Origin of the sequence: Mesorhizobium sp. M1342, from assembly GCF_040317955.1 — a bacterium.
Taxonomy (GTDB): domain Bacteria; phylum Pseudomonadota; class Alphaproteobacteria; order Rhizobiales; family Rhizobiaceae; genus Mesorhizobium.
The window spans coordinates 163,586-186,030 of sequence record NZ_JAMYLI010000005.1 but is presented as its reverse complement, the minus strand read 5'-3'; the positions used below and the strand labels follow the sequence as shown (position 1 = coordinate 186,030).

The 22,445-nt window shown below is 63.6% G+C and carries 22 protein-coding genes; 4 read left to right on the top strand and 18 right to left on the bottom strand.

Features of this window, described 5'->3' with window-relative positions; all coding sequences use genetic code 11:
* Positions 1-3 precede the first annotated feature (3 nt).
* The 3 genes from NKH06_RS07120 to NKH06_RS07110 all read right to left on the bottom strand — a co-directional run bounded on the left by NKH06_RS07120 (position 4) and on the right by NKH06_RS07110 (position 3,222).
* Positions 4-870 (bottom strand): carbohydrate ABC transporter permease, encoded by an 867-nt coding sequence (locus tag NKH06_RS07120; RefSeq protein WP_352892604.1) that lies wholly within the window; start codon positions 868-870, stop codon positions 4-6.
* 2 nt (positions 871-872) lie between these two features.
* Positions 873-1,769 (bottom strand): carbohydrate ABC transporter permease, encoded by an 897-nt coding sequence (locus NKH06_RS07115; protein WP_013533025.1) that lies wholly within the window; start codon positions 1,767-1,769, stop codon positions 873-875.
* A gap of 133 nt (positions 1,770-1,902) precedes the next feature.
* The gene (locus NKH06_RS07110) at positions 1,903-3,222 is read right to left on the bottom strand and encodes an ABC transporter substrate-binding protein (protein WP_352892603.1); all 1,320 of its coding nucleotides are present in this window, start codon (positions 3,220-3,222) and stop codon (positions 1,903-1,905) included.
* Between the two features lie 169 nt (positions 3,223-3,391).
* Here NKH06_RS07110 and NKH06_RS07105 point away from each other — a divergent pair, with 169 nt between their 5' ends.
* Together NKH06_RS07105 and NKH06_RS07100 are read left to right on the top strand one after the other, a co-directional pair.
* The gene (locus tag NKH06_RS07105; protein ID WP_023808863.1) at positions 3,392-4,177 is read left to right on the top strand and encodes an IclR family transcriptional regulator; all 786 of its coding nucleotides are present in this window, start codon (positions 3,392-3,394) and stop codon (positions 4,175-4,177) included.
* 65 nt (positions 4,178-4,242) lie between these two features.
* Positions 4,243-5,082 (top strand): amidohydrolase family protein, encoded by an 840-nt coding sequence (locus NKH06_RS07100; RefSeq protein ID WP_352609312.1) that lies wholly within the window; start codon positions 4,243-4,245, stop codon positions 5,080-5,082.
* A gap of 9 nt (positions 5,083-5,091) precedes the next feature.
* On the opposite strand, the gene NKH06_RS07095 is transcribed toward NKH06_RS07100, so the two are convergent.
* The 8 genes from NKH06_RS07095 to NKH06_RS07060 all read right to left on the bottom strand — a co-directional run bounded on the left by NKH06_RS07095 (position 5,092) and on the right by NKH06_RS07060 (position 12,660).
* Complete coding sequence (locus NKH06_RS07095) at positions 5,092-6,063, bottom strand: ABC transporter permease (protein ID WP_023808862.1); 972 nt, start codon at positions 6,061-6,063, stop codon at positions 5,092-5,094.
* 1 nt (position 6,064) lies between these two features.
* Complete coding sequence (locus NKH06_RS07090; RefSeq protein WP_352440085.1) at positions 6,065-7,015, bottom strand: ABC transporter permease; 951 nt, start codon at positions 7,013-7,015, stop codon at positions 6,065-6,067.
* The gene (locus tag NKH06_RS07085; RefSeq protein ID WP_023808860.1) at positions 7,012-7,770 is read right to left on the bottom strand and encodes an ATP-binding cassette domain-containing protein; all 759 of its coding nucleotides are present in this window, start codon (positions 7,768-7,770) and stop codon (positions 7,012-7,014) included. The genes NKH06_RS07090 and NKH06_RS07085 overlap by 4 nt, the downstream gene beginning before the upstream one ends.
* The gene (locus NKH06_RS07080) at positions 7,763-8,500 is read right to left on the bottom strand and encodes an ATP-binding cassette domain-containing protein (RefSeq protein ID WP_352440084.1); all 738 of its coding nucleotides are present in this window, start codon (positions 8,498-8,500) and stop codon (positions 7,763-7,765) included. The genes NKH06_RS07085 and NKH06_RS07080 overlap by 8 nt, the downstream gene beginning before the upstream one ends.
* Before the next feature lie 66 nt (positions 8,501-8,566).
* A complete protein-coding gene (locus NKH06_RS07075; RefSeq protein ID WP_023808858.1) occupies positions 8,567-9,754 on the bottom strand; it encodes an ABC transporter substrate-binding protein in 1,188 nt (395 codons plus the stop codon).
* 26 nt (positions 9,755-9,780) lie between these two features.
* Positions 9,781-10,950, bottom strand: coding sequence for an extracellular solute-binding protein (locus NKH06_RS07070; protein ID WP_352440083.1), 1,170 nt, complete (start codon positions 10,948-10,950; stop codon positions 9,781-9,783).
* A complete protein-coding gene (locus NKH06_RS07065) occupies positions 10,947-12,107 on the bottom strand; it encodes a CaiB/BaiF CoA transferase family protein (protein WP_023808856.1) in 1,161 nt (386 codons plus the stop codon). Before NKH06_RS07065 ends, NKH06_RS07070 begins: the two co-directional genes overlap by 4 nt.
* Before the next feature lies 1 nt (position 12,108).
* Complete coding sequence (locus NKH06_RS07060) at positions 12,109-12,660, bottom strand: MaoC family dehydratase (protein ID WP_352440082.1); 552 nt, start codon at positions 12,658-12,660, stop codon at positions 12,109-12,111.
* A gap of 199 nt (positions 12,661-12,859) precedes the next feature.
* Here NKH06_RS07060 and NKH06_RS07055 point away from each other — a divergent pair, with 199 nt between their 5' ends.
* Complete coding sequence (locus NKH06_RS07055) at positions 12,860-13,957, top strand: lactonase family protein (protein ID WP_352440081.1); 1,098 nt, start codon at positions 12,860-12,862, stop codon at positions 13,955-13,957.
* Between the two features lie 40 nt (positions 13,958-13,997).
* Here the strand turns inward: NKH06_RS07055 and NKH06_RS07050 are convergent, their stop codons facing one another.
* From NKH06_RS07050 to NKH06_RS07040, 3 genes are all read right to left on the bottom strand, one after another.
* Positions 13,998-14,984, bottom strand: coding sequence for a Tim44 domain-containing protein (locus NKH06_RS07050; RefSeq protein WP_352892601.1), 987 nt, complete (start codon positions 14,982-14,984; stop codon positions 13,998-14,000).
* A 68-nt stretch (positions 14,985-15,052) separates the two neighbouring features.
* Complete coding sequence (locus NKH06_RS07045; protein WP_023808853.1) at positions 15,053-15,352, bottom strand: TFIIB-type zinc ribbon-containing protein; 300 nt, start codon at positions 15,350-15,352, stop codon at positions 15,053-15,055.
* A 194-nt stretch (positions 15,353-15,546) separates the two neighbouring features.
* Positions 15,547-16,536 (bottom strand): zinc-dependent alcohol dehydrogenase family protein, encoded by a 990-nt coding sequence (locus NKH06_RS07040; protein WP_023808852.1) that lies wholly within the window; start codon positions 16,534-16,536, stop codon positions 15,547-15,549.
* A gap of 102 nt (positions 16,537-16,638) precedes the next feature.
* On the opposite strand from NKH06_RS07040, the gene NKH06_RS07035 reads away from it, so the two are divergent.
* Positions 16,639-17,541, top strand: coding sequence for a LysR family transcriptional regulator (locus NKH06_RS07035; RefSeq protein ID WP_023808851.1), 903 nt, complete (start codon positions 16,639-16,641; stop codon positions 17,539-17,541).
* A 19-nt stretch (positions 17,542-17,560) separates the two neighbouring features.
* Here NKH06_RS07035 and NKH06_RS07030 read toward each other — a convergent pair whose 3' ends face one another.
* The 4 genes from NKH06_RS07030 to NKH06_RS07015 are packed head-to-tail and all read right to left on the bottom strand — an operon-like array spanning position 17,561 to position 22,431.
* Entirely contained in the window at positions 17,561-19,588 is a 2,028-nt protein-coding gene (locus NKH06_RS07030; RefSeq protein WP_031212303.1) for a CocE/NonD family hydrolase, read from the bottom strand.
* A gap of 49 nt (positions 19,589-19,637) precedes the next feature.
* Positions 19,638-20,615 carry an ABC transporter ATP-binding protein gene (locus NKH06_RS07025; RefSeq protein WP_023808849.1) on the bottom strand — a complete coding sequence of 326 codons (978 nt, stop codon included), beginning with the start codon at positions 20,613-20,615 and terminating at the stop codon, positions 19,638-19,640.
* The gene (locus NKH06_RS07020; RefSeq protein WP_352892599.1) at positions 20,612-21,595 is read right to left on the bottom strand and encodes an ABC transporter ATP-binding protein; all 984 of its coding nucleotides are present in this window, start codon (positions 21,593-21,595) and stop codon (positions 20,612-20,614) included. Before NKH06_RS07020 ends, NKH06_RS07025 begins: the two co-directional genes overlap by 4 nt.
* The gene (locus NKH06_RS07015) at positions 21,592-22,431 is read right to left on the bottom strand and encodes an ABC transporter permease (protein WP_031212293.1); all 840 of its coding nucleotides are present in this window, start codon (positions 22,429-22,431) and stop codon (positions 21,592-21,594) included. The genes NKH06_RS07020 and NKH06_RS07015 overlap by 4 nt, the downstream gene beginning before the upstream one ends.
* Positions 22,432-22,445: the final 14 nt, after the last annotated feature.

Genomic DNA, 22,445 nt, shown 5'->3' with positions numbered 1-22,445 from the left:
GGATCAGCCTTTCACCGCGCCGGAGGTCAGGCCGCCGACAAGGTGTTTCTGGACGATGTAGGTGAGGGTGAGCGCCGGAATGATCATCACCACGGCCAGCGCGCACATGCCACGCCAATCGATGGTGAACTCGGCCGTGTAATCGAGCAGGCCGACCGGCAGCGTCTTGGCGCTCACCGAGCGGGTCAGCTGCGAGGCCAGCGCGAACTCGTTCCAGCAGGTCAGGAAGGCGAAGATGGCGGCCGAAGCGATGCCCGGTCCGGCAAGCGGGAACTCGACCTGCCAGAACGCCTGCCAGCGCGTGCAGCCATCGATCTGCGCCGCCTCCGCGAGGTCCTTGGGCACCTGGCGGAAGAAGCCGTCGATCAGCCAGATGGTGAACGGCACGTTGAGCGCGACATAGGCAAGGATCAGCCCGAAATGCGTGTCGATGATGCCAAGCCGCACATAGAGGAAGAACAGCGGTAGCGAGAGCGCAATGCCCGGCACGGTGCGCGTCAGCATCAGGCTGAGGAAGACGCTGGATTTGCCGCGGAAGCGGTAGCGCGCGAAGGCATAGCCGCCGGCCATGCCGATGGCCACCGCAATGACTGTCGAGGTCACCGAGATGATCAGCGAGTTGCGGAAATATTCGATGACAGGGATGCCGCCCTTGCCGATGCCTGAGAACATGGCGACATAAGCGTCGAACGAGATCTCCTGAGGGATCCACACCGGTGGCTTGGCCATGATCTCGACCGCCGGCCGCAGCGACGAGATGACGATCCACAGGCCCGGCAGGCAGATGGTCAGCATCGCCAGGAACAGGCCGATGCGATAGACGATGCCCAGCAGCCGGCGCTTCAGGCGGGCGGAAGAATTCTCGTCCATCTTCACCACTCCGCACCGATCTGCGTGCGCGCCGCGGCGAGCTTGTTGAAGAAGTAGACGGTGAAGGCAATCGACAGCAGGATCGAGAAATAGGCCATGGCGTTGGCCATGCCCATGCGCCCGTCGCTGTAGGCGGTGCGGGCCACCAGGGTCCAAAGCAGTTCCGTGCGGCCCGCCGGTCCGCCATCGGTCATGATCTTGACGATGTCATAGGCGCGCGCCACGTCGAGCGAACGGATGGTCATGGCGATGTAGGCGAAGGGCATGACGAACGGCCACGTCACATAGCGGAATGTCTGCCACGGCGTGCAGCCGTCGACCCGCGCCGCCTCGATCGGCTCCTTGGGCATGGCGAGCAGGCCGGCGAGGATCAGGATGGCGAAGATCGCCGTCGACGACCAGATTTCGGCGATAGAGATGGCGATGAAGGCGAGATGGCCCTCGATCAGCCACGGTATGGCGTCCCTGGTGATGCCGAGCGACTGCAGCGCATTGTTCACCAGGCCGATATTGTCGTTGAACATGAACTTGAACTGAAAGCCGACCAGGATCGGCGAAAACATCATCGGAAACATCATCAGCGTGCGCAGGATGCGCTGGCCGCGCGTCGCCTTCTCGACCAGCATCGCGAGGCCAAGGCCGAGCAGCATCTCAAGATTGAGCGCGATGGTCAGCAGCAGAACCGTACGGCCGAAGGCCCACCAGAAATCGGTGTTGGACAGGATCGAAAGATAGTTCCGAATGCCGATGAAGACGTAGAACGTCTCGGGCCGCGTCAGGCGGAATGGCGTGAAGCTGGAGTAAAGGGACAACAGCAACGGCACAACGACAACCGCCGCCAGCACGATCATGGCCGGAAGCAGCAGCAGGAATGGCGCGGATGGCTTGAAGCCCTTCATCAGAATCCTTGAGGTGTTTGCATTTGGACGGCCGTGAGTGGGCCGGGGGCGATGGGTTAGCGTAAATCGCTGGCCGCGAAACACGATCGCCTCCCCCATTTCCGATGGGGGAGGCAGCCTTGGGAGCCCGTTTCTAGAGCTTGCCGGCGTCCTGGAGGATTTGCGTCGCCTTGGCGGCCGCATCGTCCAGTGCCTGCTTGGAGGTCTTGTCACCGAGGATCGCCGCCTGCAATTCGGGATAGACGGCGTTCGAGATCTCGATCCATTCAGGCGTCTGCGGCACGGCAAACGCGTGCTTGGCCTCTTCCTGGAAGGCGGTAAGAACCTCCTTCTTGTAAGGATCGTTTTCGGCCTGCTTCAAATCCCAGTCCCACACCGCGGTGCGGGTCGGCAGCGGGCCTGCGGCGGCCTCGAGCTTCTGGCTGTCTTCGTTGGTCAGCCACCACACCAGGGAAGCCGCGGCCTCCTTGTTGGGGCAATTCTCGGTCACCGAGAAGCCATGGAAACCTGACCAGCCGGTGCGTTTGCCGGACGAGCCCTTCGGCGCGACTTTCACGCCGACATTGCCGGCGACCTTCGACGACTTCGGATCGTTGAAGAAGCCAGCCCAGCCCGGCCAGTCCAGGTTGATGGCGACGGTGCCGGACGCAAAGCCCTGGCCGAGATCGTCCCAGAGATAGTTGGTGGTTCCGGCCGGTACGGCCTTGGCCTTGTAGAGGTTAACGAACCAGTCGAGCGCCCGGATGCCGGCCTCGGAATTGAAGACCGGCTTGCCGTCCTTGTCGAGATACTCGCCGCCTTCAGCGACAACCATCTCGTAGAAGCGGCCGTTGATCGCCTCTTCCTTGCCGGCGAACTGCGTGCCGTAGAAATTGGGTGGGTTGGCGAAGAACTGGGCCTGGTCGGTCACTTCCTTCCAGGTGTCCGGCGGCACCAAATCATAGCCGTACTTCGCCTTGAACTTGGTCTTGTTGTCGGCGTTCTCGTACAGGCTCTTCTGGTAGTAGAGCGCCGAAACGTCGAACTGCGCACGCGGCAGCATCTCCAGCTTGCCGTCGATGGTTGCGGACGTGATCGTCGACGGCACGAAAGCGTCGATCTCTTCCTTGGGCAGCAATTTGCTGAGGTCGGTGTAAAGGCCCGTATATTGCGGCGCAAAGGACGAATGGTTCCAGCCGACGCACCAGTTGGTGCTGCCCGAGGCGATGTCGGACTTGAGCTCCTTGTCGATGTCGAAGCCGTTCTTCTTGGTCAGGATGTTGACCTTGGCGCCGGTCGCCTTCTCCCATTCGGGAATGCGCTCGTAGAGCTTTTCATATTGCTGGCCGCCGATCAGCTTCACGTCGACGGTCACGCCTTCGAACTTGCCGGGCAGGTCGCCGGCAAGGGCAGCGCCCGCACCTGACGCGAGCAACAATACACCGGCGCACACGCCGGACAGCAGTCTGTTCATTGGTATCCTCCCTTGGTGCCGCCTCCGCGGCGACCGCAACTCGTCTGATGACAAGAAGTGCTACATTCATATACAAACAAAACATTCATAGACACGTCAAGGCGAAATTTGTTTCCGCCGCGCACGTTCCTGCGTATATGAAGGGTGAAATTCACTGGAGGATGAGCCCATGGACGACAGCGAAGACGAGCGCTATCGCGCGCCGGCGCTCGACAAGGGGCTCGATATCCTTGAACTGCTGGCGGGCGTCGACGGCGGCCTGACCCAGGCCGAAATCGCCAAGAAACTCGACCGCAGTCCCAACGAATTCTATCGCATGCTCGACCGGCTGGTGCGGCGCGGCTACGTCACGCGCCTCGACGGCGACCGCTATTCGCTAACGCTCAAACTGTTCGGTCTGGCACAGTTGCACGCGCCGGTTCGGCGGCTGGTCTCCTATGCGACGCCGCTGATGCGTGAGCTTGCCGAGACATCGCAGCAAGCCAACCAACTCGTTGTTTTTGATCGCGGTTCTGCCGTCGTCATCGGCCAGCAAGAAGCACCGAACTACTGGGGCATATCGATCCGGGTCGGCTCCCATATCAGTCTGTTCGACACCGGCTCGGGACATGTGCTGCTCGCTTTCCGCTCACCGGAAGAGCGCCAGATGATGATTTCCGAACACGTCCGCAGCACCGACAAGACGGCGCAATCGACCGAGTTCTTCACCCGTCTCGACCAGATCCGCGACCGTGGCTACGAGATGATGGCCTCGATGCAGACAGCCGGCGTCTTCAACCTGTCCGCCCCGGTGCGCAGTTCCGACGGCAAGGCGATCGCCGCGCTGTCGATTCCCTACATCACGGTGGTCAACGCGCCTTCCGCGCCCGACATCACCAGGACGATCGAACTGTTGCTGGCAACGTGTGAAAAGCTGTCGCACCTTGCTGGATCAGCAGTAGGCTCATCGGTGTGAATTCTTATTTGAATGAAGAATTCCCCCGTGAGATGATTTGAAAAGCCAGAGGGAGGAGCCTCACCATGATCATCGATACCCATCTGCATCTCATCGATCGCTCGGCCCTGCGCTATCCCTGGCTCGCCGGCGTGCCGGCGCTCAACCGCGATTTCTCCTATGAGGACTACGCCGTGGAGGCGCAGCGTGTCGGCGTCGAGCGCGTGCTGCATATGGAGGTCGATGTCGATGCGGCCGACATCGAGGCTGAAACCGCTCGGGTCGAAGGCCTGTCACGGCAGCCCAGCAGCATGCTGGCCGGGGTGATCGCGTCCTGCCGTCCTGAGGAAGGGGACTTCGCGGCCTATCTCGAACGGCAGCGGGCAAACCCGTTCGTAAAAGGCTTTCGCCGCGTCCTCCACGTCGTGCCCGACGAGCTCTCGGAAGGTGCGGTGTTTCGCGCCAGCATAAAGCGGCTTGGCGGCACCGGCCTGACCTTCGATCTCGTCGTGCTGCCGCACCAGATCCCCAGGGCGATCGTGCTTGCCGACCTGGCACCCGATGTGACGTTCGTCCTCGACCATTGCGGCGTCCCCGACATCAAAGGCAAGAGCGAACATCCATGGCGCGAGCATATGAGCGACATCGCCCGGCGCCCGAATGTCATGGCCAAAATCTCCGGTGTCGTCGCCTATGCCGATGCCGGCAGCTGGACGGTTGAGACGTTGCGGCCGTACGTCGAGCACACCATCAATTCATTCGGCTGGGACCGTGTCGTCTGGGGCAGCGACTGGCCGGTCTGCACGCTAGGCGGCGGTCTGTCGACCTGGGTGGCGGCGACCCATGCATTGCTCTCGGGCTGCAGCATCTCCGAGCGCGACAGGCTGTTGTCCGGCAATGCCCGCAAGCTGTGGCGGCTCGACTGACTGGTCCTTTCAGATGGTTGTCGAGACGTGCCGTTCGCGGCCATAGAGCGAAACCAGCAGCACGATGACGAAGCCGAGCGCGGCCTGCACCGCTGCGGGCTGGAAGCCGAGGCCGATCAGCAGCGTGTTGATCTCGGTCAGCACCAGCACGCCGGCGATCGTGCCGAGATAGCTTCCCCGGCCGCCGACAAGTGCTGCACCTCCTACGACAACGGCTGCGATGGTCTGGAACAGATAGGGCTGGCCGACATCGCCATAGGCCGAACCGGTGAAGCCGAGCAGCAGCACTCCTGCCACGGCGGCGAAGAAAGCGCTTGCCGCATAGGTGATGACCCACATGCGAACCGGGTCAATCAGCGCCAGCGGCGCCGCGCCCGGATTGCTGCCCAGCGCGTAAAGCCGGCGGCCATAGGGCGTTCGCTCCAGCACCAGGACGACGAGTGCCGCCAGCACGACAAGGCTCGGCACCAGCCACGGCACCGGCAGCGGTCCGGCCGATCCGCCGATCGAGACGAAGCTGGATACCGCTTGCGGTGCGGAGCCTGACGGGAAACCCGCCGTCCACAACAGCACCAGCCCTTGCACGACCATGCCGATGCCGAGCGTGACGATGAGCGGCTGGATGTCGAGGCTGCGCGAGATCAGCCCGTTCAGCCCGCCGATGATGATCGCCAGTACGCCGACGAGGCCGCAGACCAGGACAAAATGCCAGCCATCGCCATAAAGCTGCGCCGCCACGACATTGGCAAAGCCAATGACGAAAGGGATCGACAGGTCGATGCCGCCCATGATGACGACCAGCGTCTGCCCGATCGAGGCCACGGCGAGCAGCGAGGCGAGCACCAGCATGGCGCGTATGGCAAACGGCGCGGAGTAGCCAGGAATGAGGATCGTGCCGGCGAGATGCAGAAGGGCGGCGACGCAGAAGGCGCCGACGACGCGAGCGTTGGTTGTGGCGAAGAGGTTTTGGCGCAAAACCATGTCAGCGTCTCCCCATAGCAAGACGTTCCTGCAGCGCTGTCAGCATCACGGCCAGCACCAGGATCGCGCCGTAGGCGATCTGCAGCACGAAGGTCGAGACGTTGAACGTCGTCAGCACGCTTTGCAGCAGGAAGATGTCGATGGCGCCGATGGCGGCACCCGCCACCCCACCACGGCCGCCTGCAAGGCTGACGCCGCCGAGCGCTACCGCGGCGATGGCGATCAGTGTGTAAGTTGGCCCGATGTTCGGATCGGCGGAGCCGATCAGCGCGGTCAGCATCAATCCGGCGCAGCCGCCAAGGATGCCGGTCATGATATAGGCGATGAAGCGCACGCGCGTGACATCGACGCCGGCGGTGTAGGCGGCACGGTCGTCGCTGCCCACCGCCATAAGCTGGTCGTAGTAAGGGGTGCGCCGCACCAGCCACCAGACGATGAACATCGCCGCCAGCGGCAGCATCGACAGCGGACCGGACAGTGCCTTGAGCCAGGCCGGTGCGGGACCGATCGGCGCCGGCAGGATTGTTAACGTCACGCCGGTGAGGATCAGATAGGTGCCGAGCGTCGCGACGATCGGCTGAATGCGCACGATTGTCGCCAGAAAGCCGTTCGCAGCACCCACCAGCGCCCCGACGAGCAATGCAGCCGGAACGAGCACCAGGGGCGATGAGATGCCGGTGCCGAGGAACAGCACCTGGATCGTCAAAGCGTTGACGAAGCCCATCAATGGCCCGACCGAGATGTCGATTCCGCCACGCCCGGCGAGGATGACAGGCGTGGACGCAATGGCCGCACCGATCAAGGGCGCCGCCAATCCGACCAGCGCGCCCCAGGAACCCGGCTGGAACCGCCCGGGGCTGAGGATAAGATTGATCGCAAGCAGCACGACCAGCAGCACCACCGCGAAGCCGAAATTTCGCCCAAGGGACAGGAGGCGCGCAACAGGGTTCATGCCGCACGTCCGAACATGGCTGATATCACGCTGTCGGTGGTGAGCGCGTCGCCAGAGATCTCGGCCGCGACTTCATTCTCACGGAACACCAGCACGCGCTGGCACAGGAGAAGAATCTCCTCGATTTCACTGGATAGGATGACGAGCCCCATGCCGTCGGACGCCAGCCCGCGAAACACGTCGTAGAGCACATGCCGCGTCGCCACGTCGACGCCACGCGTCGGATCGTTGAGGAGCAGGATCGCGGGCTCCAGCGCCAAGGCACGCGCCAACAGCACCTTCTGCTGGTTGCCGCCCGAAAGAGTGGTGATCGGCGCATCGGGCCGGGGCGCCACTATCGAGAGTTTTTCGCGATAGAAGTCGTAGCGCGCCTTGCGTGCCGACGGGCTGATTAGCCCGAGCCGCGTGTCGCGCGACAAGGTCGAGACGGCGAAATTGTCGAGCACCGACTGTGTCGGGAAAATGCCGTTGGCGCGTCGGTCGCGCGGCAAATAGGCGATGCCGCTGGCGACAGCCTTGCGAAACCCGGTAATCTTTCGGGAGGCATCCGATGAACCGAGTTCGATCGAGCCGCCATGGGGCGGTTCCAGGCCGGCAAGCATCTTGAGAAACAGCTCCTGGCCATGACCATCGAGACCGGCAAGCCCGACGATCTCACCCGGAGCGATTGCCTGCGTGATCGGGCTGGCGCCGGGCGCGATGACAAGGTCCCGAACGGCAAGACCACCAAAATCGAGGGCGGCGCGATCAGCCATGCTGCAGCTCCGCCGCCGTGCGTGGCGCCATCGCCTTGAGAAGTTCAGCCGGCGTCGAAGCGCCGCGCTCCTCGGTGCGCACGACGCTGCCGCCGCGCAGGATCGAGATGCGATCCGACAGCGACATCACCTCGTCCATGCGGTGGGTGATGAACAGGATCAGGCAGCCTTCGCCGGCCAGCGCGCGCATCAGGGAAAAGACGGATTCGCGATCGGCGAAGTCGAGCGCGGCGGTGACCTCGTCGAGGATCAGGATCTTTGGGTTGCGCACGATCGCGCGGGCGAGAACGACCAATTGCTGCGCGGCAAGCGGCAGCAGGCCGGCTGGCTTGTCGAGGGGGACGTCGGTAACCGCGAAGCGCTTCAGCGCGGCTTTCGCCCGGTCACGGCGCTCGTTGCGGGGAACAGCGCGCCGGACCAGCCCGTCGAGGCCGAGCAGGATGTTATCGATGACGCTGCAGTCCGGCGCGATCAGCACCTCCTGGAACACCGTGGCAAAACCTTGCGCCTGGAAGGCCGAGGGCTTGGCACCCGAAAACGGCTTGCCGTGCAGCAGGATCGCGCCATTGTCCGGCTGGACGATGCCGGACAGCAGCTTGACCATCGTGCTCTTGCCCGAACCGTTCTCGCCCAGGATGGTGTGGATGGTTCCCGCCCGAAACGCGATCGATGCGTCCGCGAGCGCGATCGTCTCGCCATAGCGTTTGGATATGGTTTTGATTTCAAGCATGTCGCGTTTCGATGCTGGCAGGCCGGCTCCCTGAAAGGAGCCGGCCTGCTGAGAGACTAGCAGGCGTCACTTTGCACAGGCATCGGGCACCTTCGAATAATCCCAGCCCTTGGTCGGCGCCGGGTTCGAGAAATAGGCGTCGAGCCATTCCTCCGGCATCGGATCTTTCGGCGGGATCGGGAAGATCGACACGGCATCCGTCGTCATGCAGTCCTTGTACCAGGCACCGAGATCGGCGGTGTGGACAGGCGGGATCGGGATCAGCAGCGTGTTCAGCTTCGGCTTCTGGCCGTCGAGCATGCGCTCGCCGACGCGGAACAGTGTTTGCGCGGTCCAGTGCGGCAGCACCGCATGGCCTTCGAAGCGGTACTTGTCGGGGTTGGCCTTCCAGTAGCCCAGCGCGTCCCCGGTGATCGAGCCGGTGATCAATGGCGCCGGCCGGCCGGCTTCCGCGAAGGCTTCGGCGACGACGCGGCTTTCGCTGCCTGTCGTCCACACCGCATCGATCGGCGCCGGGTTGGTGGCGATCGCCTGCAGCACCACGGTCTTGGTGACGTTGGCTGTCCAGTTGCCGTTGACGTTGCGCGAGATCTTCAACTTCGGATTTTCCGCCAGCGCCTTGTCCGCGCCCTGGCGTTCCTGGACCACGATCGGGTGGCCGGCGATGCCTTCGACCAGAAGGATGCTGGCGCCGTCCGGCTGCGCCTTGCCGATCGCCGTCATCATGTCATAGCCCCAGCGCGCATAGTTGGAATCGACATTGATGGCGTTCGGGCTGGTCACCGAGCCGGCGGCGGTGATGAACGGAATGCCGGCCTTGGCGGCAGCGTCGATGGCATCGTCGAGCGCCGTCGCCGAGCCCGGCACCGACGTGATGATAGAGCATTTCTTGTCGATGAAGGCGCGGATCTGGTTGATCTGCTGGCTGGCATCATTGTTGGAATCCGACACCTCGAAGCTGGAGACGGTGCCGTCGGCGATCAGCCCGTCGACAAGACGCTTCAACTCCTTGGTCACCGTGACCCGCCACGGGTTGCCCTGGTAGGATTCCGAGTGGCACCATTTCCACGGCTTTGGCGGCGCGTTGAAATTCTCCCAGGCCGAAGGCAATACCTTCTGGGGCGCTCCGTCATACTGCGCCTTGAGTTCGGTCGGCAGTCCACCGATGACGCCTTGCACATCCTGTGCAAAGGCGGCCGTTGCAAGCGAGGCAAGCGCCGTTGCGGCCAGCAGGCCGCGGATCATTCCTGTCATTCTTGTTCTCCTCCGTTCGGTTTGGTTCAGGCTCCTCCACCGGCAGCGCCGGACACCTGCACCGGGGAACTCTCCCGAAACAGGCGATTGAGATCGGCAACGACCTGTCGGGCTTGATGCCGGAAGGTCATGCCGGAAAGGATGCGTTCGGACGCGGCCTGCTGGAACGCCATGTAGCCGTCATGGCGCGGCCGCACCCATGCACCCTCCAGTGTCGCGCGCGTGTCCCGGTAGAAATTGCCGGTCGCTTCATTGACGGCCTGATCTTCCCAGGCCGCTGCATGGCCGGGCTGGCCGCCGGCGGCGGCATAGGCGCCGCGCTGGACATCGCCGCTCGAGACCCAATAGGCAAAGTTGATCGCGGCATCCCTGGCTTTGGAAAAGGCTGATACGGCTATGCCGGTGCCGCCGAGCGCCGAACCGATCGGGCCGCCGGAACCGATGACCGGAACATCGGCAAAGGCCAGCCGGTTCGCCCGAAAGCCAGTCGTCGCATAGGAAACATAGCCATAGATCAGTGGCGCGCAGACGAACCTGGAACCGGCCTCCGCCATGCGCTCCGAGACGGCAATCGGATCCATCTCCAAGCAAGCCGGATCAACGAGCGCTGCAATCTCGCGCATTGCTTCAAACACTTCGCTACCGGCGTCAACATCGATGAGATCGTGGGATGGATCGGTGGTGCAAGGACGGCCGAGATTGCCTGCGAATGTGTAAAACACCATCAACACGTGAGGCGGCCGCAGCGGCAGCAGCACACGGCCTTGCCGGGCGAGATCGAGCACCTCGCTCCAGCGCGCCGGTGGCGCCTCGATCGCATCCGGCCGCCATGCCTGGACCTGGGTTGCCGCATCGATCGGGAAAGCCCATTGCCGTCCTTGCCAGTTGTAGCTCGGATAGGACTGGCCGACGCTGCCCGAGGCAAGGGCCGTGCGTTCCGCCTCGCGTCCGGCGACATCCAGCGGCTCCAGGCAGCCTTCGGCCGTGATCTGGCCGACATGCGGATGGTCGATGACGATGAGATCATAGGCGCGCGCCAGTTCCTCGACCGGGAAGGATTCGAAATCCTGCAGCGAGCGCTTGTCCCATTCGATGGCAATACCGGTCTTCTGCTGCCACAGCGCCGAGCAGGCGACCATCGGATCGTAGCCACGCGGATGGCTCCAGGTCATGCCTTTGAGCTTGGGCACGCTCACAGGCCGAACTCCGCGCGGATGGCGGCACTGTGCTCGCCGATGCGCGGCGCCGCCCGATCGACCTTGGCCCTGATGCCATCGACCCGGAGCGGCGAACTCGTCGTGAGGATCGAGACGTCATCCTCGCGCGTCACCGTCTGCAGCATATCGAGCGATTGAAACCCCTCGCTTGCCAGCATCTCGGGCCAGGTCAGTACCTTGGCGCACCAGATGTCGGCCGGCTCGAGGATATCAAGCCATTCGTCGATGGTTTTGGTGGCGATCCGCTGCGCGATGATCGCCTTGATGTCGTCGCGCGCGGTGAACCACGATGCAGGCTTGTCGCGATAGGGCGCCAACTCGCTGAGCGACAAGAGGTCGGCCAGCTTGGGGATCGGCGTCATAGCGATGGCGAGATAGCCGTCCTTGGCCGGGTAGACACCGTAAGGCGCCGACAGATAGGCATGCGCGCTGCGGAAGCTGGAGCGCCTGGGCAGCCGGCGGCCGTCATTGAGATGCGTCGTCAGCACCTCGAACTGGAAATCGACCAGCGCTTCCAGCAGGCTGGTTTCGATATGGCTGCCCTGACCGGTGATGCCGCGCCGCACCAGTGCGGCCAGAATGCCCTGCGCACAGGCGGCACCAGCCAGCATGTCGCCGATGGCGAGGCCGAACGGCACCGGTCCCTGATCCTCGTCGCCGTTCAGCCACATCACGCCGGAACGCGCCTGCGCCAAGAGATCCTGGCCGGGCCGTTTGACCCATGGCCCATCCTCGCCATAGCCGCTGATCGAAGCATAGACCAGCCGCGGGTTGATCTTGCGGACCGCTTCATAGTCCAGGCCGAGCCGTTCGATGACGCCCGGCCGGAAATTCTGGATCAGCACGTCAGCCCTGGCCAGGAGGCCGCGCAACGCTTCGAGATCGGCCTCGTTCTTGAGGTCGATGGCAAGACTTTCCTTGGCCCGGTTGATGGCGTGGAAGATGGTGGAATCGCCGCCGATCTCGGTGTCGCTGAGATAGAGCCGGCGCGACAGGTCGCCGCCATCCGGACGCTCGATCTTGATCACGCGGGCACCGAGATCGAGCAGCCTGAGTGAGCAGTACGGGCCCGACAGGAACTGGCTCATGTCGACGACGACGAGACCGGCGAGCGGCAATTCGGCTGCTGCCGGCATGCTATTTCTCCGTCTTGCCGACGAAGTCGGCCGGGTTGCGGTACTTCACCGTCTGCAGATGCTCGCAATAGAGAACGAGCTCGCCTTCGCCCTTGAAAACCTCATAGCTGGCGCGGATCAGCCCCATCTCCTTGTAGCGGGGCTTCTTGTCGAGGTTGGAGCGGATCGAATAGATCGTGTCGCCAATGAAGACAGGCTTTATGAAACGGAGCTTGTCGTAGCCATAGGAAAAGGCATTGACGCAATTGGTGGCGACCAGGCCGAGGCCAGCCGAGAAGACAAAGGCGCCGGCGATCAGCCGCTTGCCGAAAATGCCTTCGCTCTCGGCAAATATCTGGTCCTGCACATAGGGGTGGATGTCGAGCACCAGCGTGTTGAACAAATGGCTATCGCCTTCGGCCATGGTCCGTCGCAACGAGCGGATCTTCTGCCCGACCGGCCAATCCTCATAGAACCAGTTTTCGGCGTTCCACACCGGCAGCGCGGCGTGCTCCTCGGGCATATTTTTTGGGTGCGTCGAGGCGACGCCGACGGTGGGCGCAAAATCGTTCATGGTCGGCTCCACCAGCCCTGCCTGGAGCACGTCTCAGCTGTCGGAAAACGCATCAGGGCGTCGAAATGCAAGACGTCTCCTCCCGTCAATCTTCTTTTGTAAATAGTATTTTCACATATGGGGTTGCGTTGCAAGCGTGAACAGGCGAAATTTTGGTTGCTCCCGCGCGCCGAAGCGCAGGCGGGCAGGGGAGGAAATCATGCGCAAGGATTGTCTGGTCTTTGTCGGCAGCCTGAACCGCGAGGCGCCGTATTTTCAGGGCGCTCGGGGCGTCGGTCTCGGCGTCTACAGCTTTGACGAGACGACGCTGGAAACACGAAAACTGGCCGAGACCAACGATGTCGACAATCCGACATTCCTGTCGGTGACGCCAGACGGCTCGCACATCTATGCCAATTCGGAAGTCTTCACCTGGCGCGAGGGCACCGTCTCCGCCTACAGCTTCGATCGTGGCTCAGGCGCGCTCCGCTATCTGAACAAGCAGCCATCGCTCGGCAGCATCACCGCCCACAACACCATCACCCACGACGGGACGAAGCTGCTGGTCGCCAATTACGGCATGGGCGAGGGCGGTCCGGATCGGGCCGTGGCTGTCTATGGTTTCGAGAAGGACGGCGCGCTGTCGGCGCCGCTGGCCAGCATCTCGCATAGGGGCAGCGGCCCGAATGCCGCGCGGCAGGAACGTTCGCACGCCCACAGCGTCACCGAAACAATTGCCGGCGGAACAGCCATCGTTGCCGATCTCGGCATCGACCGGCTGGTGTCCTACCGGATCGAGCAGGATGGCAGCCTGACCAAGCTTGCCGAATCCGCCTTGCCGCCGGGCGCCGGCCCGCGCCATCTGGCGCTGCATCCGAACGGGCGTTTCGTCTTCGTCATGAATGAGTTGGATTCGACCATCGTGTCGATGGCGCTGGACGAAGCCAGCGGCAAGCTGTCAATTGTCGACACAAAGCCGGCGGTGCCGGCCGAGGCGCGCGACAGCAATCATTGCGCCGATATCCAGATGTCGCCGGATGGCCGCTTTGTCTACGGTTCCAACCGCGGCCATGACAGCGTTGTCATCATGGCGGTCGACCAGCAGACGGGTTCGCTGAGCCTCGTCGGCTATACCTCTTGTGGTGGCGCGACGCCGCGCAACCTGGCGCTGACGCCGTCAGGCGGCCATCTGTTTTCCGCCAACCAGAATGCCGACCGCATCTCGATCTTCGCTCGCGACGCCGAGACCGGCATGCTCAGCGACACTGGGCGCGCCATCGAGATCGGCACGCCGATGTGCGTCAAGATCGTGCGCTGAACGCCCACACTGTGAAGCCTTGGACAAAATCGCCCTGGGCTCAAGCCTGTTGTATCGCCGATAGCTTCCAACTGGAGCCATTCTCACGCACGAATGTCCACAGCTCGGTCGTCTCTGTCGGATGATCATCGTCGCCCGCGACGACCTTGCCGCTGGCCCGTTCGCGCATCACGTCACGAGACTCGTAGCGCAATGCGGCCGTGGCGTAGTCGTGGTCATCCTCACGCCAGCTTTCAGCGACGTCGGCCTGCAGCAAGGTGATGTCCGTTACCTCGTTCCTGAGACCTTTCTGGGCGTTGTCGGCCAGTTCTTCCGACAGATAGGACACCATTTCGGGGGTAACAGCCCGGCGCAGAGCGGCATGGTCTTCGCGCCCGAATGCTTCCTGGACATCGGTCAACAGCTGCTGGAATGCGTCGAGGTCGGTCTGAGCCAGCGTGATCTCATCGGAACCGATGGCCGGAGAGCTTCCGCCCGAACCACCGCCAAAGCCGGGAATTGTGAAGGAGCCTGCAGTCTGCTGCCCTGCCGTTGCGCGGTTCTCAAATTGCGAAGCCTGGGCATTGCCGGCACCGGCGAGCGCTGGCGCGGGACCACGCGCCGATTGCGAGCGGAAGAAGCGGATGGCCAGCATGATCGCGCCACCGATGAGCAGGGCCTGAAGCAGGAAACCGAACATGCCGGCCAGGCCGCCGAAGCCTTGGCCGACGAGCAGGCCGATCAGGCCGCCGAGCAGCAGGCCGCGCATCATCGTTCCACCGAAACCGCTCATGAAGCCGGGCCTCTGCGGGCCGGCCTGCGGCTGCCGGGCCGCGTTGTTCGCACCGGTGTTGGGCGTCATCGAACGCTCGACTGGAGCGGTCGGGGCCGGTGCGGTCCTGGTCGGCGGTGCCGATTGGAACGTGCGCATGCCACGACTGCCGAAACTGCCGCCGCGGCGCGCCTCGGCATGGTCTATCGCAACCATCGAAAACGCCAGGAACAGTCCTGCAAAGAGGGCTGCAAATCGGCTTGTACGGGAAGTCATCGGAGATGAACCTTTGTCTCTGCGGTTTCGGAAGTTTTCAGCCGCCGCCGGGTGCCGGCGTCATGCGGTCAATCGAACAACTCTTCGAAAAATGATTTCTTCCGCTTCGGATAGCGGTGGCCGTGGGAGCGGGAATAATCGTCGTCGCGGCCCTGGCCGTGTTGCGGCTGGGAGAATGCTGCCGGCTGTGGCTGCGGCGCGGGCGCCGCTTCCCTGCCGGAACGCTCGATGATTTTGTCGAGTTCTCCCCGATCAAGCCAGACGCCGCGGCACTGCGGACAGTAGTCGATTTCGATACCCTGGCGTTCGCTCATCACGAGCGCAACGCGGCAGGAGGGGCAAGTCATGCCAAGAAGAGAAGATGTCATACGGGGCTCCAAACCGAAAAAGATTGAGCCCGCTTGACCGAAAACATGGAAACGGGCCCGTTAAAGCGGTCCGACATCACGATCGCCAAAAGCGATAGTCAGAGGGGCCCGGCCCGCGTGAGACAGTTAGGAATGCAACTCGGCGCCTTCAAGAGCGATATCGCCCCCAGGAACGATTTGTTTGTCAACTCCGCTCAAATCATCACCACGATTTTGCCGAACTGCTCGTTTGATTCCAGATACCGATGCGCTTCGACGATCTGGTCGAACGCAAAGGTCCGGTCGATGATCGGTCTTAGTGCCCCACTCTGCAGGCCTTCGACGATGAACGCCTTGGCGGCCTCCAGCTTTACCGGGTTACCGGTGATCTGGTGCACGAGGTAGCCGCGCAGTGTCAGCGTCTTGCTCAGCACCGCTGGCAGCGGGAATGGCGTCGGCGCGTGGCTCAGTCCGCCATATTCGATGAGGATGCCGCTATGCGACATGGCCGCCGTCAGCGGCTCGAAGATCGGGCCGCCGACCGCATCAAACACGACGCGCACGCCTCGCGGCCCGGCGATCTGGTTCAATCGCGCCGCCAGATCCTCCTCCGTCGAGGCCACGACGTCGGCCGCGCCGGCCTCGAGCAGCGCCCGCATCTTCGCCGATGTCCGCGTCACCGCGATCGCGGTCGCGCCGACCTTGTTGGCGATCTGGATCGCCGCAAGCCCGACACTGCTCGATGCTGCTGTGATGACGACGGCGTCTCCGCTGTGCAGCCCGGCGATGTCGATCAGCGCGCCATAAGCGGTGAGATATTGCATCCAGACCGCCGCTGCCGTTTGCCAGTCAAGCGACTGCGGATGCTTGACGACAAGTCGGGCGGGGTAGGTGGCAAGATCGCCATAGGCCGGCCAGCGGATCATCGATTGCGGCGGGATGACACTGACGCTGTCACCTGGCGCGAAATCCTTCACGCCGTCGCCAATAGTCTCGACGACACCCGCCGCTTCAAGACCAAGCCCCGAGGGGAGCGTCGGCGTCTCGATATAGGCGCCCGCGCGCAGCAGCGCTTCGGCGCGATTGAGGCCGAGTGCCTTGACCCGGATTTGAACTTCGCCCGGCCCCGGTGGGGAAAGCGCGACATCCTCGATGCGCAGAACCTCCGGGCCACCATGCTGGTGAAAGCGAACTACGCGTGTCATTCGGGATACTCCAAATCATCTGAACCGAATGAGCTATGCAGCTAGGCTTGCCGGGGATAAATGGCTGTAAGGGAAGAACAGTAGAAACCAGGAGTTTTGAATATGGATCGGCTTGAGAGCATGTCCGTGTTCGTCAGGGCCGTCGACCTCGGCTCGTTCGCAGCCGCCGCAGTCGCACTCGATCTGTCCGGACCAATGGTTGGCAAGCATGTGCGGTTCCTCGAGGAGCGGCTGGGCGTGCGGCTGCTCAACCGGACCACGCGGCGGCAGAGCCTGACCGACTTCGGGCGCGCCTACTATGAACGCTGCCGGGTGGTGCTGGCCGAGGCCGAAGCCGCCGATGCGCTCGCCGCCGACCAGTTCTCCGAACCACGTGGAAAACTGCGGGTCACCATGCCGGCGCATTTCGGCCGCCATTGCGTTGCACCCGTGCTGCTGCGGCTGGCGCGGCAATATCCGATGCTGGAGCTCGACCTGTCGCTCACCGACCGCTTCGCCGATCTTGCCGAAGACGGATACGATCTCGCCATTCGGACCGGTGCTCTGGGCGACAAGGCGGGGTTGATCGCACGCCGCGTCGCGCGCCAGGACATGGTCGTCTGCGCCGCACCCTCCTATCTCAGAATTCATGACGAGCCGCAGCGTATCGAGGATCTCGCTGATCATCAGGCGATTGTCTACCGCCGGCTCGGCCAGGTCGTTCAGCCGTGGCTGTTTGCGCGCGAGGGGCAATCCGTACAGGAGATTACGCCAACCGGGCGGCTGCGGCTCGACGATCTCGATGCCATCGCCGATGCGGCTGTTGAGAGCATGGGGCTTGCCTGGCTGCCCTGGTGGCTGGTGCGCGAGCGCATTGAAGCCGGTGCGCTGGTGGCGCTGTTGCCGGACCAGCCGCGATATCTCTACGACTGCTACGCCCTTTGGCTGCAGACACCGCATCTGCCGCTGAAGGTGCGGCTGGCCGTCGATGCGCTGGCTGCCGCCTTGCCGAGATCGATGGCCTGATTGCCAATCGCAGCCGCTTTCAGTTGAGGTCGCGCGGATACTCCTTGACCTCGCTGCGATCGACGACCACTTCATCTCCGTCATGGGCAGTGATGTGGGTCTCGATCCGCCAGACATCGCGCAGCGCGCGCACGGTCGCCTTCACCGAAAGGCGCGCCTGCCAGTCGCCGCGGCCATAGGACTTTTCCCAGGTGCAGGTGCCGACCGCCGAGTTCGGATCGTCGGGGTGGATGGTGAACCGGTCGACATGCCTCGCCGCAACGGTCATCTGCGTATGTGGATGCCGCACCGTGCCGCCATCATTGACGACCTGATAGACGGTCTCGCCGGTGACCTGGTCCGCCGACACCGAGCGCTGAAAGCCGTCGCCCTTGGCCAGAACCTCCTGCTCCATCGGCTTGGCGCTTTCAGGTCCCAGGAAGGCCCCTAGCGTGTCGTCCAGCTTCTGCGGTGGGCGTACCGGCAGGATCAGCCGGCTGTCGCCGCAATGGATCGACAGCGTCGCCTGTTCGGCGGTCGGGAAGACGATCGGCCAATGCGATGTCGCCAGTGCCAGCCGGATACGCTCGCCAACCTCGAAACGCTGCCCGCAGCAGCGCAGCTTGATGCGCACCGTTTCCGCCTGGCCCGGCACCATGGGTGCGATGTCCAGATCATCGTTGCGATGGCTCAGGTTGAGGATGCCGTAGCTGATGCGCGAGGCAGCACCTTCAGGGAACACTTGCGACAGCGTGGCGGACAGAAGGGCGACGGGCTTGTCAGAGGAGAGCCTGACCTCGAATTCGGGGAAACCAAGGATCTCGATGGCTTCGGTCAACGGCGCGGTCTCGAAGATCAGGGCATTGCCTTCCTCCGTGCGCTGGTCGACCGGCAAAGTCGGCATGACGCCATAACCGCACCAGGCGCCGGACGACAGGCCGGCCGTCTGCGGCGACGAAATCTCCAGGATCGTATCTTCGCCCCTGGCCTCGCTCAGCACATGCGGCGCAAGGTTCAGCACCTTTTCGCCAACGCCTGGTCCCGGCCACGCCGGCTCCGCCACCCAGCGGCCGGGCCGCTCGTCATAGATCGCCGCCGGCCGTGCGGGGTCCTGAATCCAGGCGCGCAGCATCGGCTCGTCGGCAATGCCGGTGTCGATGCCCTTGAGATATTGATCCCACCAGCGCAGGCACTCCTGCAGGAAGCCGATACGCGGGCCGGGCATGGCGAAGTGCGGATATTTGTGGCCCCAGGGTCCGATCAGGCCCTTGCGAGGACCGCTCAGTTTTTCCAGCATCCGGAAGATCGGATTGGGATAGCCGTCGGCCCAGCCGCCGACGGCATAGACCGGGATTTCGACATCGGAATAGTCCTCGCAGATCGAGCCGTGCTTGTAGAAATCGTCGCGGCGCTGGTGTTCGAACCAGTCCTGCATCCAGATGCCGTTGCCGTTCAGCCGTTGCTCCCAAAGATCGCGCCAGCGATCGCCGACAATGAACGGGTCGGGCGGGGTCATGGCGATGGCCCAGGCGGTGGTTCCCCACATCAGATTGTCGCACATCATGGCGCCGCCGAGATAATGCACGTCATCATTGTAGCGATCATCCGTGGAGCACAGCGAGACAACCGCTTTCAGTGCTGGCGGTCGCCGCGCGGCGACCTGAAGCCCGTTGAAGCCGCCCCAGCTGATGCCGATCATGCCGACACTACCCGAGCACCAGGATTGCCGGGCCAGCCATTCGATGACCGCCAGACAGTCATCCTGCTCCTGCTTCAGATACTCACCCTTGCACAATCCCTCGCTGTCGCCTGAGCCGCGCATGTCGACCCGCACGCCGGCATAGCCGTGACCGGCAAAATAGGGATGCGTCAGCGCATCGCGCTCCACCGTTCCGTCGCGCTTGCGGTAGGGCAAATATTCGAGGATCGCCGGCACCGGATCGGCCTCCGCGTCTTCCGGCAGCCAGACACGCGCCGCCAGCTTGACGCCGTCAGGCATCGGAATCCACAAATTCTCGATCTCGCGGATTTTGCGCGGGAAATCGGTGACGACGCGGATATCTTGCATGGCGGCTCCTCTCGACGCCCCGGCCGACAACTTGCGCCGGTGGCGATCCTTATGTGTTCAGCGGGAAATGGCAGGTCAGGCGGCCGTTTCCGACCGCGACCGGGATGGGGACATCCACCGCGCAGCAGCGCTGGGCCTGCGGACAGCGTGTGTGAAATTCGCAGCCTGAAGGGCGCGCCAGCAGGGAGGGAACGTCGGCCGGCAGCGTGATGCGCTGGTGCACCCGATCTGGGTCCGGCTCGGGATTGGCGGACAGAAGGGCCGCCGTATAGGGATGATGCGGCGCGCGGAAGATCGCTTCGGTTTCACCCTGCTCGACGAAGCGCCCGAGATACATCACCGCCATGCGGTCGGCGATCTGGCGCACGACATGCAGATTGTGGGTGATGATCAGCATCGACAGGCCCATTCGGTCGCGCAGGTCGTTGAGCAGGTTCAGCACCTCTCCCTGCACGGAGACGTCGAGGCCGGCGGTCGGCTCGTCGGCGACGACCAGCACCGGGTCCAGAGCGATCGCCCGCGCCACACCGACGCGGCGCGCTTGGCCGCCGGAAAGCTGGTGCGGGTAGCGGTCGGCGAAATCGCGCGGCAGCCCGACCAGCGCAAGAAGCCGTGTGACTTCGGCGTTGAGATCGCGATCGGACAAGCCGTGAATGACGAAAGGCTCAGACAGCAGCGAGCGCACGCTGAGCCGTGGTGACAGCGATCCCACAGGATCCTGGAACATCATCGGCATGCGCCGCCGCACCGGTTTCATGGCGGTGTTAGACAGGCCTTGCAGTTCCTGCCCTTCAAACAGGATCGTGCCCGCCTTCACCGGCTGAAGACCGTTGAGCGTGCGCGCCAGCGTCGTCTTGCCCGAGCCGGATTCGCCGACCAGCGCGAAGGTGCTGCCTCGTTGAAGCGTGAAGCTGACGCCGGAGACCGCTTCGATCTCGGTGGCCCGCCCCGCGAGCCTGGCGGACAGGCCGCCAGCGCGGAACGCGACGCGCAAATCATTGACGCTGAGCAGGTCTTCGGAGCTCATGCGTTCATCGCTCCCAAGGGAATGTCCGCATGCCAGCAATGGGCGATGTGAGACCCACCGAGGACTGCGCTGGGAGGCGTCGTCAGGCATTGGGCGTCGGCGCGATCGCAGCGCGGCTGGAAGACGCAGCCGCTCGGCCGGCGGCGCAAATCCGGCAAGGTCCCGGCAATGGTCGGCAGGCGAGCAACCCGCTGCGACAGCCGGGCGGGATCGCAAGCCAAAAGCTTCTGCGTGTAGGGATGACGCGCATCGTCGAATATCTCGCGGGTCGTGCCGCTCTCCACTACTTCGCCGGCATACATCACGATCATCTCGTCGCAGAGTTCGGCAATCACGCCCAGATGATGCGAGATGAACAGCACCGAGCAGCCGATGTCGCGCTGCAGATCCTTGAGCAGTTCGATGGTGGCCACCTCCAGCGTCGCATCGAGTGCCGTCGTCGGCTCGTCGGCGATCAGCAGCGCCGGCTCCATCATCAGCGCCATCGCAATGGCGATGCGCTGCTTCATGCCGCCGGAGAACTCGTGTGGAAACTGCGTCAGCCGGCTTCCCGGATCGGGAATGCGAACCTTGCGCAGCATGGCGACGGAGCGTGCATCCTTGTCCCGCTTCGACAGACCCGAGCGATACTGAATGTCGCGCATCTGCCGCCCCACCGACAGCACCGGGTTGAGCGCGCCCATCGGATCCTGGAACACAGTGGCGATCCTGAGGCCACGCAGGCCGCGCATCGCGGTCGGGTCGAGCCGGGCAAGGTCCTTGTCGCCCTCGAAGATGATCTCGCCCGATGTGATTTCACCATTGTCGGCGAGCAGGCCGAGAATGGCGTTGATGAGCGTCGATTTCCCGCAGCCGGATTCGCCGACCACGCCGACGCTGCGGTTGGCCGGCACGCAAAAACTCACCTGCTTCAGCGCCTCCAGTCGCCCGGCCTCGGTGTGGAAGGCGACGCTCAGATCCTTGACCTCGAGAACCGTCATGAGCGTCCCTTCAGCCTGGGATCGAAGAGGTCGCGTAGCGTCTCGCCGAAGAAGGTGAAGCCGAGCGTGGTCAGCACGATCGGCAGGCCGCCGGCAATCACGATCCAGTAGGAATCGCGGATGTTGGCGAAGCCGTCATTGAGGATCGCACCCCAGCTCGGCGTCGGCGGCCGCACGCCGAGCCCGAGGAAGCTCATGCCCGCCTCGATCGCCACCACCACGGGAATGTCCATCGAGATCAGGATCAGGATCGGGCCGATGATGTTGGGCAGGATATGGACACGCAGGATGCGGCCGGCGCTTGCCCCCATCGAGCGCGCCGCCATGACGTGTTCGGCCGATTTGAGCACCAGCGTCTGGGTTCGGATGATGCGCGCATAACCCGGCACATTGACCAGCATCACCACCAGCACCACCGCGTAGAGCGAGGGGCCGAACAGGGTGACCAGCGTCAGCGCCAGCATAACGGTGGGAAAGCTCTTCACGGCGTCGAAGATCAGCAGCAGCACATTGTCGAGCCAGCGCGGCCCATAGCCTGCGATCAGCCCTAGCACGACGCCGACAACCAGCGACACCGCTGTCGCGCCCAGCGCGATCAAAAGCGCGACGCGTCCGCCATAGAGCACCCGGGTGAGAAGATCGCGGCCGAGATGGTCGGTGCCGAGCAGATGCAGGAGGCTCGGCGAAGCGAAGCGTTCGGCCGGCGATATCTTGCTCGGCGCATAGCTGGTCAGGAGGCTGGCGAAGACCGCCGACAGCACCACGACCGTCACCAGCGTCAGGCCGATCGCGCCGAGCGGCTCGCGCATGATGCGGCGCAAGGTGCGCCATATCATGCCGAGACGGAAGC

Coding starts and splice junctions, on each gene's coding strand:
- NKH06_RS07120 (WP_352892604.1), bottom strand. CDS start 870: ATGGACGAGAATTCTTCCGCCCGCCTGAAGCGCCGGCTGCTGGGCATC.
- NKH06_RS07115 (WP_013533025.1), bottom strand. CDS start 1,769: ATGAAGGGCTTCAAGCCATCCGCGCCATTCCTGCTGCTGCTTCCGGCC.
- NKH06_RS07110 (WP_352892603.1), bottom strand. CDS start 3,222: ATGAACAGACTGCTGTCCGGCGTGTGCGCCGGTGTATTGTTGCTCGCG.
- NKH06_RS07105 (WP_023808863.1), top strand. CDS start 3,392: ATGGACGACAGCGAAGACGAGCGCTATCGCGCGCCGGCGCTCGACAAG.
- NKH06_RS07100 (WP_352609312.1), top strand. CDS start 4,243: ATGATCATCGATACCCATCTGCATCTCATCGATCGCTCGGCCCTGCGC.
- NKH06_RS07095 (WP_023808862.1), bottom strand. CDS start 6,063: ATGGTTTTGCGCCAAAACCTCTTCGCCACAACCAACGCTCGCGTCGTC.
- NKH06_RS07090 (WP_352440085.1), bottom strand. CDS start 7,015: ATGAACCCTGTTGCGCGCCTCCTGTCCCTTGGGCGAAATTTCGGCTTC.
- NKH06_RS07085 (WP_023808860.1), bottom strand. CDS start 7,770: ATGGCTGATCGCGCCGCCCTCGATTTTGGTGGTCTTGCCGTTCGGGAC.
- NKH06_RS07080 (WP_352440084.1), bottom strand. CDS start 8,500: ATGCTTGAAATCAAAACCATATCCAAACGCTATGGCGAGACGATCGCG.
- NKH06_RS07075 (WP_023808858.1), bottom strand. CDS start 9,754: ATGACAGGAATGATCCGCGGCCTGCTGGCCGCAACGGCGCTTGCCTCG.
- NKH06_RS07065 (WP_023808856.1), bottom strand. CDS start 12,107: ATGCCGGCAGCAGCCGAATTGCCGCTCGCCGGTCTCGTCGTCGTCGAC.
- NKH06_RS07060 (WP_352440082.1), bottom strand. CDS start 12,660: ATGAACGATTTTGCGCCCACCGTCGGCGTCGCCTCGACGCACCCAAAA.
- NKH06_RS07055 (WP_352440081.1), top strand. CDS start 12,860: ATGCGCAAGGATTGTCTGGTCTTTGTCGGCAGCCTGAACCGCGAGGCG.
- NKH06_RS07050 (WP_352892601.1), bottom strand. CDS start 14,984: ATGACTTCCCGTACAAGCCGATTTGCAGCCCTCTTTGCAGGACTGTTC.
- NKH06_RS07045 (WP_023808853.1), bottom strand. CDS start 15,352: ATGACATCTTCTCTTCTTGGCATGACTTGCCCCTCCTGCCGCGTTGCG.
- NKH06_RS07040 (WP_023808852.1), bottom strand. CDS start 16,536: ATGACACGCGTAGTTCGCTTTCACCAGCATGGTGGCCCGGAGGTTCTG.
- NKH06_RS07035 (WP_023808851.1), top strand. CDS start 16,639: ATGGATCGGCTTGAGAGCATGTCCGTGTTCGTCAGGGCCGTCGACCTC.
- NKH06_RS07030 (WP_031212303.1), bottom strand. CDS start 19,588: ATGCAAGATATCCGCGTCGTCACCGATTTCCCGCGCAAAATCCGCGAG.
- NKH06_RS07025 (WP_023808849.1), bottom strand. CDS start 20,615: ATGAGCTCCGAAGACCTGCTCAGCGTCAATGATTTGCGCGTCGCGTTC.
- NKH06_RS07020 (WP_352892599.1), bottom strand. CDS start 21,595: ATGACGGTTCTCGAGGTCAAGGATCTGAGCGTCGCCTTCCACACCGAG.
- NKH06_RS07015 (WP_031212293.1), bottom strand. CDS start 22,431: ATGATATGGCGCACCTTGCGCCGCATCATGCGCGAGCCGCTCGGCGCG.